Origin of the sequence: Mesorhizobium sp. YM1C-6-2, assembly GCF_003666685.1 — a bacterium.
Classification (GTDB): domain Bacteria; phylum Pseudomonadota; class Alphaproteobacteria; order Rhizobiales; family Rhizobiaceae; genus Mesorhizobium_K.
Genome location: NZ_RCIZ01000005.1, coordinates 327,693 through 341,147 on the forward strand (window position 1 = coordinate 327,693; position 13,455 = coordinate 341,147).

The 13,455-nt window shown below is 65.0% G+C and carries 9 protein-coding genes; 3 read left to right on the forward strand and 6 right to left on the reverse strand.

The features are described from left to right. Positions 1–290: 290 nt before the first annotated feature. The 3 genes from D8676_RS15790 to D8676_RS15800 all read right to left on the reverse strand — a co-directional run bounded on the left by D8676_RS15790 (position 291) and on the right by D8676_RS15800 (position 5,113). Entirely contained in the window at positions 291–2,645 is a 2,355-nt protein-coding gene (locus tag D8676_RS15790; RefSeq protein WP_121582027.1) for a DNA topoisomerase IV subunit A, read from the reverse strand. 160 nt (positions 2,646–2,805) lie between these two features. Then, positions 2,806–4,590, reverse strand: coding sequence for an aspartate--tRNA ligase (gene aspS / locus D8676_RS15795; protein WP_183097120.1), 1,785 nt, complete (start codon positions 4,588–4,590; stop codon positions 2,806–2,808). A 103-nt stretch (positions 4,591–4,693) separates the two neighbouring features. After that, positions 4,694–5,113, reverse strand: a complete 420-nt coding sequence (locus tag D8676_RS15800) for a GNAT family N-acetyltransferase (RefSeq protein ID WP_210210730.1) — start codon at positions 5,111–5,113, stop codon at positions 4,694–4,696. A 245-nt stretch (positions 5,114–5,358) separates the two neighbouring features. On the opposite strand from D8676_RS15800, the gene D8676_RS15805 reads away from it, so the two are divergent. Both D8676_RS15805 and rnd read left to right on the forward strand, forming a co-directional pair. Further along, positions 5,359–6,606, forward strand: a complete 1,248-nt coding sequence (locus D8676_RS15805) for an MFS transporter (protein ID WP_121582030.1) — start codon at positions 5,359–5,361, stop codon at positions 6,604–6,606. Positions 6,607–6,690: 84 nt separating this feature from the next. Continuing rightward, positions 6,691–7,848 (forward strand): ribonuclease D, encoded by a 1,158-nt coding sequence (gene rnd, locus D8676_RS15810; RefSeq protein WP_121582031.1) that lies wholly within the window; start codon positions 6,691–6,693, stop codon positions 7,846–7,848. Between the two features lie 127 nt (positions 7,849–7,975). Here rnd and guaB read toward each other — a convergent pair whose 3' ends face one another. Next, positions 7,976–9,475, reverse strand: a complete 1,500-nt coding sequence (gene guaB, locus D8676_RS15815) for an IMP dehydrogenase (protein ID WP_121582032.1) — start codon at positions 9,473–9,475, stop codon at positions 7,976–7,978. A 237-nt stretch (positions 9,476–9,712) separates the two neighbouring features. Here guaB and D8676_RS15820 point away from each other — a divergent pair, with 237 nt between their 5' ends. Continuing rightward, positions 9,713–11,173 carry an MFS transporter gene (locus D8676_RS15820; protein WP_281034285.1) on the forward strand — a complete coding sequence of 487 codons (1,461 nt, stop codon included), beginning with the start codon at positions 9,713–9,715 and terminating at the stop codon, positions 11,171–11,173. Here D8676_RS15820 and D8676_RS15825 read toward each other — a convergent pair. Continuing rightward, positions 11,170–11,883, reverse strand: coding sequence for an RlmE family RNA methyltransferase (locus D8676_RS15825; protein WP_121582088.1), 714 nt, complete (start codon positions 11,881–11,883; stop codon positions 11,170–11,172). The two genes, D8676_RS15820 and D8676_RS15825, sit on opposite strands and share 4 nt — an antisense overlap. Continuing rightward, positions 11,880–13,232: a Ppx/GppA phosphatase family protein gene (locus tag D8676_RS15830; protein ID WP_121582034.1), complete on the reverse strand. Its 1,353-nt coding sequence runs from the start codon at positions 13,230–13,232 to the stop codon at positions 11,880–11,882. Before D8676_RS15830 ends, D8676_RS15825 begins: the two co-directional genes overlap by 4 nt. Positions 13,233–13,455: the final 223 nt, after the last annotated feature.

Here is a 13,455-nt window from a genome sequence, read left to right on the forward strand (position 1 = left end):
AGGCGATCTGGCAGCGGCCGCCGTAGGCCTGTTCGTCATTCCGGGGCCGCGAAGCGGAACCCGGAATCCAGAGCGTAAACCTTGAGAAAATGGGTGTCAGGATGGCTTGAGCGATTCAGAGGGACGCGCCGAACTGGACCGGGACCAGCGTGCCGATTCCGGGTTCCGCTTCGCGGCCCCTGAATGACGGAGAATCCGCAGCCAATCTGTAGGCTTCAAACGGAAAAAGCCGCTACGTCTGCGCACGCTCGCGTACGCAGGCAGAAAACGGCCTTAAATCCTAGAAAACGCTACCCGAATTTGCCGGTACGCGGAAAACCCTTGGGCACGATGCGGCCGGCCGAGGCGCGAGCGCCGAACCATTCGGCCAGTTCCTCGCGGCTGCGCGTAAAGGTGCGGTCTGCGGAATCCTGCCAGGACAACCCCTCGGCGACCGAGAAGGTCTTGAGGTCGATCACGCCGCCATCCTTGTATTTCTGCAGCCTGACGCCCTTGCCGCGCGCCATCTCCGGTATCTCGGAAAGCGGGAAGATCAGCATCTTGCGGTTCTCGCCGACGATGGCGAGATGGTCGCCCGCAAAGACCGCGCAGTGCTTGGCCTCGTCCGGCGCCTTGACGTTCATCACCTGCTTGCCCTTGCGGGTGTTGGCGACGACCTCGGCCTCGGGAACGATGAAGCCGTTGCCGGCGTGGCTAGCGAGCAGGAGCTTGCGCTTGGGGTCGTGCACGAAGGCGGTGACGATGTCCTGGTCGTTCTCCATGTCGACGATGATGCGGATCGGCTCGCCATGGCCGCGGCCGCCGGGCAGCCGGTCGGCGCCGATCGTGTAGAACTTGCCACCGGTGGTGAAGACGAGGATCTTGTCGGTGGTCTGCGCCGGGAAGGCGAGTTTCAGGCTGTCGCCTTCCTTGAAGGTGAGCAGCGAGAAGTCGGTCAGGTGGCCCTTCATCGCCCGCAGCCAGCCCTTCTCGGAGACCACGACGGTGATCGGCTCCTTCTCGATCATGGCGTGGTGGATGTCGGCGACGTCGTGCTCGGGCGCGTCGGCGAAATCCGTCCGGCGGCGGCCAAGCTCCGTCGAGGGCCCGAATTTCTTCAGGGTCTCGCCGACTTCCCAGCGGATGGTCTTCCACTGCCTTGCCGGCGAGCCGAGCAGCGCCTCGATCTGCTTCTTCTCGGCGGTAAGCGCCTCATGCTCCTTGCGGATCTCGATCTCCTCGAGCTTGCGCAGGGCGCGCAGGCGCATGTTGAGGATGGCTTCCGCCTGGTTGTCGGTGAGCGACCAGCGGGCCATCATGACCTGCTTTGGCTCGTCCTCCTCGCGGATGATGCGGATCACCTCGTCGATGTTGAGATAGGCGATCAGGTAGCCGGCGAGGATTTCGAGGCGCCTCTCAATCTCGCCGAGCCGGTGCCGGGAACGGCGCAGCAGAACGTCCTTGCGGTGTTCCAGCCACTCCGACAGCACGCTCTTCAGCGACAGCACGTTCGGCACCTTGCCGCGCGACAGCACGTTCATGTTGAGCGGGAAGCGTGTCTCGAGCTCGGTCAGCTTGAACAGCGACTCCATCAGCAGGCCCGGGTCGACGGTCCGGCTCTTCGGCGTCAGCACGATGCGGATGTCCTCGGCGCTTTCGTCGCGCACGTCTTCCAGCAGCGGCAGCTTGCGGGCCAGAAGGAGCTCAGCGATCTTCTCGATCAGCTTCGACTTCTGCACCTGGTAGGGGATCTTGGTGACGACGATCGTCCAGGTGCCCCTGCCCTGATCCTCCTGCTGCCACATGGCGCGCAGGCGGAAGCCGCCGCGTCCGGTCTCGTAGGCCTCGATCATCGAGGCCCAGCCGTCCACCACCATGCCGCCGGTCGGGAAATCGGGGCCCCTCACCTTGCATTCGTGCAGGATGGCCTCGGCACGCTTCACCGCGTCCTTGTCTTCCTTGCGCAGCTCTTCCTGGTGGCGCCGCTCGATGTCGGCCCACTGATCGGGCGACGTCATCAGGTCGGCGACGGACGCATCGCGATTGTCGATCAGATAAAGCGCTGCAGCGCAAAGCTCGGCGGCGTTGTGCGGCGGGATCGAGGTCGCCATGCCGACCGCGATGCCGGACGAACCGTTGGCGAGGATGTTTGGAAAGGCGCCGGGAAGGACGACGGGCTCCTCGTCTTCCTCGTTGTAGGTCGGGCGGAAGTCGACAGCGTCCTCGGTGATGCCTTCGAGGAGATCGGTCGCCACGGCCGTCATGCGCGCCTCGGTATAGCGCATGGCCGCCGGGTTATCGCCGTCGATATTGCCGAAATTGCCCTGACCGTCGACCAGCGGGTAGCGAACGGCGAAGTCCTGCGCGAGGCGGACCAGCGCATCGTAGATCGACTGGTCGCCGTGCGGGTGGAACTTGCCCATCACCTCGCCGACGATGCGGGCGCATTTTGCAAAGCCCTGGTCGGGGTTGAGGCGCAGAAGCCGCATCGCATGCATGATGCGCCTGTGCACCGGCTTCAGCCCGTCGCGCACGTCCGGCAGCGCACGATGCATGATCGTCGACAGCGCATAGGCGAGGTAGCGCTCTTCCAGCGCTTTCTTCAGGTCGACCGGCTCGATGTGGTCGCCCCCGCCGGAAGGGGGCGGAACAAGGCTTTTTCCCATGGCGTGGGGTTATCCGAGTGGCTGATTCGCGGCAAGTACCGCTTGAGAAACCGCGCCGTCAGCCGTTCTTCCGTCGGCGTAGCCGCGTAGTGAAAAGGCCCGGCAAGGTGGCCGGGCCTTTTCCTGAATCAAATGAATCGCTTGACGGCGACCGCTGAACCTATTTCTGCGGCGGGATCGTCCGCAGGTGCAGTTCACGCAGTTGCGTCGGCGTCGCCTCGGACGGCGCATTCATCAGCAGGTCGTAGGCCTGCTGGTTCATGGGGAACATGGTGATCTCGCGCAGGTTCTGCGCGCCGACCAGCAGCATGACCACGCGGTCGACGCCGGCAGCCATGCCACCATGCGGCGGAGCGCCGTACTGGAAGGCGCGATAAAGGCCACCGAAATTTTCCTCGACCGTGTCGCGGTCGAGGCCGACCAGTTCGAACGCCTTGACCATGGTTTCCGGCAGGTGGTTACGGATGCCACCGCTGGCGATCTCAAAACCGTTGCAGACCATGTCGTACTGGAACGCCTTGATCGACAGCGGATCCGCGCCCGTCAGTGCATCGATGCCGCCCTGCGGCATCGAGAACGGGTTGTGGCCGAAGTCGATCTTCTTCTCGTCCTCGTTCCACTCGTAGAAGGGGAAATCGACGATCCAGCAGAGTTCGAAGCGGTCGCGGTCGACGAGATTCAGCTCCTCGCCGGCCCGGGTGCGCGCAGCGCCCGCGAACTTGACGAATTTCTTCGGGTCGCCGGCGACGAAGAACGCGGCGTCGCCGTCTTCCAGCCCGAGCTGGACGCGGACCGCTTCCGTCCGCTCCTCGCCGATGTTCTTGGCGATCGGACCGGCGCCCTCGAGCTTGTCGCCTTCCTTGCGCCAGAAGATGTAGCCAAGGCCCGGCTGGCCCTCGCCCTGCGCCCAGGAGTTCATGCGGTCGCAGAAGGCGCGTGACCCGCCCGTCTTCGCCGGAATGGCCCAGACTTCAGCCTTGGCGTCGTTGGCGAGGATGTTGGCGAACACCTTGAAGCCGGAGCCGCGGAAGTGCTCCGAGACCTCCTGCATCTCGATCGGATTGCGCAGATCGGGCTTGTCGGAGCCGTATTTGCGCATGGCCGTGTCGTAAGGAATTCGCGGGAACTCCTGGGTGACCGGCTTGCCCTCGGCAAACGCCTCGAAGACGCCGCGCATGACGGGCTCCATGGTGGCGAGCACGTCGTCCTGCTCGACGAAGCTCATTTCGAGGTCGAGCTGGTAGAATTCGCCCGGCAGGCGGTCCGCGCGGGGATCTTCATCCCTGAAGCAGGGCGCGATCTGGAAATAGCGGTCGAAGCCCGACACCATGATAAGCTGCTTGTACTGCTGCGGCGCCTGCGGCAGCGCGTAGAACTTGCCGGGATGGATGCGGCTGGGCACCAGGAAGTCGCGCGCGCCCTCGGGCGAGGAAGCGGTCAGGATCGGCGTCGAAAACTCGGTGAAGCCCGCTCCTTCCATGCGCCTGCGCATCTCGGCGATGATCTTCGTGCGGGCGACGATGTTCTTGTGCAGCGTCTCGCGGCGCAGGTCGAGGAAGCGGTATTTCAGGCGGATATCCTCGGGATAATCGGGCTCGCCGAATACCGGCAGCGGCAGTTCCTTAGCCGCCGACAGCACCTCGATTTCGCGGGCGAACACCTCGATTTCGCCGGTCGGCAGGTTCGGGTTTACGGCTTCCGCCATACGCGCCTTGACCTCGCCGTCGATGCGGATGACCCATTCGCCGCGGACCGCTTCGGCTGTCTTGAATGCCGGCGAATCCGGATCGGCGACGATCTGCGTCATGCCGTAATGGTCGCGCAGATCGATGAAGAGCAGGCCGCCATGATCGCGCACGCGGTGAACCCATCCGGAGAGCCGCACATTCTTTCCGGCATCGGATTTCTTCAATTGTGCGCAGGTATGGCTGCGGTAGCGGTGCATCGTCATATCTTGTTCCGGAACATTCAAAGATGCCGGCAACCGTAGCCGGCCTAAAATTCGCGCGGAAAAGCGCATGCAAGGGGCAGTTTGTCAAGGAAAAGGGCTATTTGGCGAGCATCAGGTACCAGAACAGCGCAACCTCGCGCGTGCCGGGATGCAGAGCCCTGTAAAGATGCTTGTCATAGCCGCCCAAAACGAATCCATAACTTTCGTAGAATCGGCACGCGGCAAGATTGTTGGACTGGGTTTCGAGCCTGATCCCGGCAAGCCGGCGTTCGGATGCCCAGTGCCTTACGGCATCCATCAGGGCGCGCGCGGCGCCGATGCCGCGATACGCCTTGTCGACCGCGATGTCGTCGACGACGGTAAAGCCGTTCCAATCGACGGCGGCCAGCGCATAGCCGATCGGTTCGTCACGCCCGTCAAAATCCGCAACGATCGCGAACAGGTCGGATTCCCGCGCATGGCGGGCGAATTCCGCCTCATCGAAGCCATATGTTTTCGTATAGGGCGTCACGGGCACGATCTCGCCGACCGAGTCGACGAATGGGCCACGCGCCTCCTTTGCGATGGCAAACGAAAAGTCTGCTCGACTTAGCGCTTGCGCATCGTCCAGCCTTGCGGTCCTTATCCGGGGTACTTTCGATTGACGTCGGGACATTCCAAAATTCTTCCCTCAAACGACAGCGGCCTATCGCCCTCGTTCCGGATAGCACAAAGGCGCATGGCCGCGTGCACCGCCATCCCTAGAGATCGCCGCGGCCGCTGATGTCCTCGATCCGCCCCCTGATCCCCCTCCTCATCGCAGCCGGCATACTGCTCGGCGGCAACGGACTGCAAAGCACGCTGATCGCGCTGCGCGGCGCCGAGGAAGGCTTCTCGCCGGCCACCATCGGCTTCATGGGAACCGCCTATTTCGGCGGCTTCCTGCTCGGCTGCGTCTTCGTCACGCGCATCCTGAAGGCGGTCGGCCATATCCGTTCCTTCTCGGCGCTGGCGGCGATCGCCTCGGCGGGCACCCTGCTCATCGTGCTGATCATCGATCCGGTGTTCTGGTCGGCGATGCGCTTCGCCACCGGCTTCTGCTTCGCGGGACTGTTCACCATCATGGAAAGCTGGCTGAATTCCGGCGTGCAGAACCGCGACCGCGCGCGTGTGCTGGCGCTCTACCGCATCATCGACATCGGCTCGGTCACCGGCGCACAGTTCCTTATTCCGGTGTTCGGCGCAGGCGGATTCGCCATTTTCGCCATCATGTCGATCATGATCACGCTGTCGCTGGTGCCGGTATCGCTGGGCGACCGCTCCAATCCGACAGCACCAGAGGACGTGAAGCTCGACCTCGCCCGCGTATGGCGGATTTCGCCGCTCGGCGCGGCCGGCTGCGTCGCCGTCGGCCTGACCAACAGCTCGTTCCGCACGCTTTCGCCTGTCTATGCCGAGCAGATCGGCATGTCGGTGACCGACGTCGTCACCTTCGTCAGCATCGGCATCATCGGCGGCGCCATCATCCAGTATCCGCTCGGTCACCTCTCCGATCTCTGGGACCGGCGACGCATCCTGCTCATCACCACGTGCGGCGCCATGCTTTCCGCCCTGTCGCTCGTCTTCCTGGCCGGAACGGGGCCGCTCGCCAACTTCGTGCTGGTCTTCGTGTTCGGCTCCTTCGCCATGCCGCTCTATTCGCTCTCGGCCGCACACGCCAACGACCGCGCAGGCAAGGGCGAATTCGTGCTCGTGAACGCCGCGCTTATGCTGTTCTACTCCTTCGGCGCGATCGGAGGACCGCTGCTCGCCGCCTTCTTCATGCAGCGCTTCGGCCCACACTGGCTGTTCATCTTCTGCGCGACGATCTACGCTGTGTTCATCCTGATCATCGTCTATCGCATGCTGGCCCGCGATGCCGTCCCTGCGAGCCGGCGCGGACCCTTTACGGCGCTGCTGCGCACGTCGCCGATATTTGCCCGCCTGGCGCGGCGGAGCGGCGGCTCCGGCAAAGGTCCGACGGAGGAGTGACGGCCAACCTTTCGCCGTCTACGCTTGACGAATGCGCCATTGGCTGGAATGGAAGCGGATCATCCTGTTGATCGAAGACTTTTCATGCATGTGATTACAACCCAGGCTGAGCTCGACTCCGTCATGGACGAATTGGGGAAATCCGAATTCGTCACCGTCGACACCGAGTTCATCCGCGAAACCACCTTCTGGCCCGAGCTCTGCCTGATCCAGATGGCAGCGCCCGGCGTGACCGCGCTGATCGATCCTTTGTCGCCCGAGATCGACCTGAAGCCGTTCTTCGCGCTGATGTCCGACGAGGCCGTCACCAAGGTCTTCCACGCCGCGCGGCAGGACATCGAGATCGTCTTCCATCTCGGCGGGCTGATCCCCCACCCGGTCTTCGACACCCAAGTGGCGGCGATGGTCTGCGGCTTCGGCGACAGCGTCTCCTACGACCAGCTCGTACAGAAGATCACCGGAGCGCAGCTCGACAAGTCGTCGCGCTTCACCGACTGGCGGCACCGTCCCCTGTCGGACAAGCAGCTCGCCTACGCGCTTGCCGACGTGACCCACCTGATCGACGTCTACCAGCACCTCAAGGTCGAACTCGCACGCGAGGACCGCGCCCATTGGCTGAATGAGGAGATGGAGATCCTCACCTCGCGATCCACCTACGATCCCAAGCCCGAGGATGCCTGGAAGCGGCTGAAGATGCGCCTGCGCAAGCCGCAGGAGCTGGCGGTGATGCAGTCCGTCTCGACCTGGCGCGAGCACGAAGCGCGCGAGCGCAACGTACCGCGCGGACGCGTGCTCAAGGATGACGCGATCTACGAGATCGCCCAGCAGCAGCCGCGGGATGCCGCCGCGCTGGCCAAGCTGAGAACCACCCCGAAAGGCTGGGAACGGTCGGCGACGGCGACGGCTCTGCTCGGCGCGATCAATGCGGCTCTCGCCATCCCCAGGGATCAGATGCCCCGGCTGCCGAAGGCGCCGCAGCATACCGAGGGATCGAGCGCCGCAGCGGAACTGCTCAAGGTGCTGCTGCGGCTGGTCGCCGAAAAGGAAGGCGTCGCGGCCAAGGTGCTGGCGTCCAGCGACGATATCGACCGTATCGCAGCGGAAGGCACCGAGGCCGATGTGCCGGCGTTGCACGGCTGGCGCCGCGAAGTGTTCGGCGAGCAGGCGTTGCGGCTGGTGCGCGGCGAGATCGCGATCAAGTTCGAGCGCCGCAGGATTGCGGTCTTCGAGATCGGGACCTGAACGGCGGGCAGTTAGAGCGTTTCCGTTTTCTCCGAATCGCGGAACCGCTCTATCTATTTGTTTTACGCAATTCCGGGCGCAAAACCGCTGCGCACTTTTGCTGGAATTGCTCTAGCCCGCCGTCCGCTCACATGCCGGAATAATTCGGGCTTTCGCGCGTGATCGACACGTTATGCGGGTGGCTTTCGCGCAGGCCGGCAGGCGAGATGCGCACGAAGGTCGCCCTCTCCCGCAGTTCGACAAGATCGCGCGCACCGACATACCCCATCGCCGCCCTGAGGCCACCGGCAAGCTGGTGGAGTACGCCGGCAACCGGTCCCTTGTAGGGAACCTGCCCCTCGATGCCTTCGGGCACGAGCTTCAGCGTGTCGCGAACCTCGGCCTGGAAATAGCGGTCGGCGGAGCCGCGCGCCATCGCCCCGACGGAGCCCATGCCGCGATAGGCTTTGAAGGAGCGGCCCTGGTGCAGGTAGACATCGCCCGGGCTCTCCTCGGTGCCGGCAAGAAGCGAGCCGACCATGGCAGCGCTTGCGCCTGCCGCGAGCGCCTTGGCGAGGTCCCCGGAAAACTTGATGCCGCCGTCGGCGATGATCGACACGCCGGCGCGCTGCGCGGTCTCGACCGCCGACATGATCGCCGAAAGCTGCGGCACGCCGACGCCAGCCACGACGCGCGTGGTGCAGATGGAGCCGGGACCGATGCCGACCTTCACGGCGTCGGCGCCGGCGTCTATCAGCGCCTGCGTCCCTGCGGCGGTGGCGACGTTGCCGGCCATGATGCGCACCGAATTGGAAAGCTTCTTGGCGCGCGCCACGGCGTCAAGCACACGCTGCGAGTGGCCGTGCGCGGTGTCGACGACCAGCAGATCGACACCGGCGTCGATAAGCCGCTCGGCGCGTTCCAGGCCATCTTCACCGACTGTGGTCGCCGCAGCAACACGCAGCCGGCCCTGCGCGTCCTTGGACGCGTTCGGGTTGAGCTGCGACTTCTCGATGTCCTTCACCGTGATCAGCCCGACGCAGTTGCCCGCGGGGTCGACGACCAGCAGCTTCTCGATCCGGCGCTGGTGGAGCAACCGCTTGGCTTCTTCGGGATCGACCGTCTCCTTCACCGTGACCAAGTTCTCCTTGGTCATCAGTTCGTAGACTTTCTGGGACGGGTCGGAGGCAAAGCGCACATCGCGATTGGTGAGGATGCCGACCAGCCGGCCCGTCTTCTGTCCGCCGGCGCCGGCGTTCTCGACAACCGGAATGCCGGAAATGCCGTGCGCACTCATCAACGCGCGGGCGTCGGCCAGCGTCGCCTCGGGGCCGATGGTGACGGGGTTCACCACCATGCCCGATTCGAACTTCTTCACCTGGCGGACCTGCTCGGCCTGCTCGGCGGGCTTGAAGTTGCGATGGATGACGCCGATGCCGCCGGCCTGCGCCATCGCGATGGCAAGCCGGGCTTCGGTCACGGTGTCCATCGCTGCCGACAAGATCGGGAGATTGAGGTCGATGTCGACGGCGATCCGGGTCCGGAGATCGGTCTCGCCCGGCATCACCTCGGAATGGCCCGGCTGGAGGAGTACGTCGTCGAAGGTCAGCGCGGTGGCGCCGGTTGAGGTTTCGATGATCTTCGCCATGGCCGATCCTTTTAAAAACGAAGCAGGCGCGGAACCCATTGGACCGCGCCGACTCGAATATTCCCTTTCAGGATGGCAGCGGCTGGTAACACGTCCGGCCGTCAAAGAAAAGCGGCTGGCCCGTGGATTTTCGGTCGCAGTACGATGGCGGCAGACGATGCTCTCGACACGGGCGTCGGCCGGAGCCAGCAACCGACAAAACACGCGACAGCGCGGCCCGCGTCATGATAACGCGCATTGCAGGATGATTGCCGATCCTCCTCTGCGTCCGCCGCCCCGGACATCGCCATGAACAGAACCGTCCCGCTCATACTCGCGGTCGCGCTTTTCATGGAGAACATGGATTCGACGGTCATCGCGACCTCGCTTCCGGCCATCGCGGAGGACATCAGCACCTCGCCGATCGCGCTGAAGCTGGCGCTGACCGCCTATCTCGTCTCGCTCGCCATCTTCATCCCGGTCAGCGCCTGGGTGGCCGACAAGTTCGGCGCCAAGCGCGTCTTCCGCATCGCAATTGCCGTCTTCGTGACCGGTTCGATCGCCTGCGCAGTATCGGGATCGCTGACGGAGTTCGTGCTGGCGCGGTTCCTGCAAGGCATGGGCGGCGCGATGATGACGCCTGTGGCGCGGCTGGTCCTCGTGCGCTCCACCGCCAAGCGCGACCTCGTTTCCGCGATGGCGTGGCTGACCATTCCAGGCGTCATCGGCCCTTTGGTCGGGCCACCGATCGGCGGCTTCATCACCACCTATGTGAGCTGGCACTGGATATTCCTCGTCAACGTGCCGATCGGCTTCGCGGGAATCTGGCTGGCCGGACGTTTCCTGCCCGAAATCCCGCCAAGCGGGGTGAAACCGCTGGATGTAGTCGGTTTCCTGCTATCCGCCGTCGCCGCTTCAGGAGTGGTTTTCGGCCTGTCGGTGGTCAGCCTGCCGGCCCTGCCACCGATCGTCGGCGTCATCGTGCTTCTCACCGGGATCCTGGCCGGCGCGGCGTATCTGCGTCATGCCCGGCGGCGGGCGCATCCCGTTCTCGATTTCAGGCTGTTCCGCAACCGGGTCTTTCGCACGGCGATAGCCGGCGGCTCGATCTTCCGCATCGGCGCCGGCGCCACGCCCTTCCTGCTGCCACTTCTTTTCCAGCTTGGCTTCGGGCTGACGCCTTTCCAGTCGGGTATGCTGACCTTCGCATCGGCCCTCGGCGCGCTGGCGATGAAGTTCCTGGCACCGTTCACGTTGCGCGCCGGCGGCTTCCGGAACGTCCTGCTCGGCACCGCGGCGTTTTCCGGCTGCTTCATCGCCGCGAGTGCGCTGTTCACGCCCGAGACCCCGCACGCAGTGATCATCGCCGTGCTGGTCGGGGCGGGCTTCCTGCGCTCGCTGTTCTTCACGTCGACCAATGCGCTGGTGTTCGCCGACATAGACGACAAGGATGCCAGCCAGGCGACCGCCATATCGGCGGCGTCGCAGCAGATCACCGTCGCGATCGGCGTCGCCGTCGGCGGCGGCATCCTCGAAGGCATGACCTACCTGACCGGGGAGCCGATCGGGCCGGCCGCCTTTACGACGGCCTTCGTCGTGGTCGGGGCGATCACCCTGTTCGCGCTGGTGCCGTTTGCCACCCTGCCCAAGGACGCGGGAAGTTCGGTCTCGGGCCATCGGGTGCGCGGGCCGGCGGGCGAAGAACCGCCGGCGGCCTAACTGTCGCTGTCAGGCTGGTCGCGGCCCTTGAAATCCTTGGCCAGCAGATAGAGCTCGACCGATTCGCCGCGCGAGGCCGGCGGCTTGACGTGATGGACCGAGCGGAAATTCCTCTTCAGGAGATCGAGCACGGCGTGCTCCGTGCCGCCCTGGAACGTCTTCGACAGGAAATGCCCGCCGGGCTTCAGCACCGAGATGGCGAAATCAGCAGCCACCTCGCAGAGATGCTCGGTACGGATATGGTCGGTACGGCGATGGCCGGTCGTGGGGGCCGCCATGTCCGAGATCACGATGTCGGGCTCGCCGCCAAGCACTTCGACCAGCTTGGCCGGCGCCGCGTCATCAAGAAAATCCATCTCCAGCACGGCAGCGCCGGGCACCGGATCCATGCCGAGATAGTCGATGCCTACGACATGCGGTTTCTCGGCGTTCGACTTGGTGCGGGCAGCCGCGACCTGGCACCAGCCACCAGGAGCGGCGCCGAGATCGATGACCTTCATGCCGGGCTTCAGCAGCTTGTAACGGTCGTCGATCTCGATCAGCTTGTAGGCTGCGCGCGAGCGATAGCCCTCGGCCTTTGAGCGCTGCACATAGGGATCGTTCATGTGCCGCTCGAGCCAGCGACGCGACGATTCCTTCAGGCCGCGCTTCTTCTTGACCTTGGTGCGCAGGACGCGGTCTGCACCGGGCTTCGCGGGCTTTTTCGTCATGCTCGGGCTCCGCCTCGCCAGCCGCGCCGCCATACGCCCGAGTCTCCCATCAACTCCGAAAGGATGCCTTCGCGCAGGCCGCGGTCCGCGACACGCAGACGCTCGGCCGGCCAGATGCCGCGGATCGCCTCAAGGATCGCGCAGCCGGCAAGCACAAGGTCGGCCCTGTCCGCGCCGATGCAGGCGTTGTTGACGCGTTGCTGGAAATCCCAGCCGAGCAGCTTCTCGATCATGCGGTCGACGCTGCCGCCATCCATCCAGAGGCCGTCGACGCGGCGGCGGTCATAGCGGTCGAGGTCGAGATGCACCCCGGCGAGCGTGGTGACGGTGCCGGACGTGCCGAGCAAATGAAATTTCCCGCCATGCATGACATGATCGAGGCCGTTGCGGCCGGAAAAGCTGTCGAGCAGCGACCGTACGTGACCGATCATGGCGGCGAAGCTCTCGCGGGTCACTTCGCGTCCGCCGAATTTCTCGGCGAGCGAGACGACGCCGACCGGCAGCGACGTCCAGGCGACGATATGACTGGCCAGTCGCGGCGACCGCTGCCCCCTGACGTCGATCAGCGCGATCTCGGACGAGCCGCCGCCGATGTCGAACAGCACGACGCCTTCGGTGTCTCGCTCGACCAGCGAGCCGCAGCCGGAGACGGCCAGACGCGCTTCGGTCTGGCGGTCGATGATTTCGAGCGTCAGGCCGGTCTCGGCCTTCACCCGCGCCAGGAACTCGGCGCCGTTCGCCGCCGACCGGCAGGCCTCGGTCGCAATCAGCCGCGCCTTCTCGATCGAGCGGTTGCGCAGCTTGTCGCCGCAGACCTTCAGCGCCTCCACGGCGCGGTCCATCGCGGCTTCGGACAGGCGTCCGCTCGTCACAAGGCCCTCGCCGAGCCGGACGATACGCGAGAAAGCGTCGATGACGCGGAACTGGCCGGGCCGGCCGGGCACCGCCACCAGCAGACGGCAATTGTTGGTGCCTAGATCCAGCGCTGCGAAGACAGGCAGGTCATTGGGATGAGGCTGGCGCGGCTCGCGTCGCCCCGTCGCAGGCTCCGCGGTACGTGCGGCCGTCGCGACCGCCGGAGCCGGTTTCGGCGGCTCTGTGCGGGCATCCGGCGCCGATGCGGGAACGCCTGCGGCCTGGCCGTCACCGCGCGCGAAAACCTTGCGTCCGCGCCTGCGCTTGCGGCGTCTCTTGCCCTTGGGTTTCGGATGCGATCCGCTGTCTTCGCCGACGGCGGCCGGGACGGCTCCCCTGTCGGCTAGAGAAACCTCCGCGCCCGTCGACGGCAACGGAAAGGTTCCCGGCGCACCCGCTTCCGACGCGCCAGCGCCGGTGTCGCGGTCTTCCACCTTGCTATCCTTCGATGCGCCGCGCGAACCTTAAGGACGCTGCACGCGCTTGTTTTGAGTTACCCTCAAGATAGCAGCGGGCGGCGCAATCACCAAGTGCGGTGTCGCTGAATTTCGTTTCGCCGATAAAACGGACGAACGGGGGCGAACGCTATTCGCTGTCGTATTCGCCCGGCACGCACAGACCGCTGTCGAGTGCTCGAGCGTCGCATCCCTTGGGCCG

What these genes read in the sequence shown, in the direction of transcription:
- D8676_RS15825 (WP_121582088.1), bottom strand. Translation starts at nt 11,883, where the DNA reads ATGACGAAAAAGCCCGCGAAGCCCGGTGCAGACCGCGTCCTGCGCACC.
- rnd (WP_121582031.1), top strand. Translation starts at nt 6,691, where the DNA reads ATGCATGTGATTACAACCCAGGCTGAGCTCGACTCCGTCATGGACGAA.
- aspS (WP_183097120.1), bottom strand. Translation starts at nt 4,590, where the DNA reads ATGCACCGCTACCGCAGCCATACCTGCGCACAATTGAAGAAATCCGAT.
- D8676_RS15790 (WP_121582027.1), bottom strand. Translation starts at nt 2,645, where the DNA reads ATGGGAAAAAGCCTTGTTCCGCCCCCTTCCGGCGGGGGCGACCACATC.
- guaB (WP_121582032.1), bottom strand. Translation starts at nt 9,475, where the DNA reads ATGGCGAAGATCATCGAAACCTCAACCGGCGCCACCGCGCTGACCTTC.
- D8676_RS15805 (WP_121582030.1), top strand. Translation starts at nt 5,359, where the DNA reads ATGTCCTCGATCCGCCCCCTGATCCCCCTCCTCATCGCAGCCGGCATA.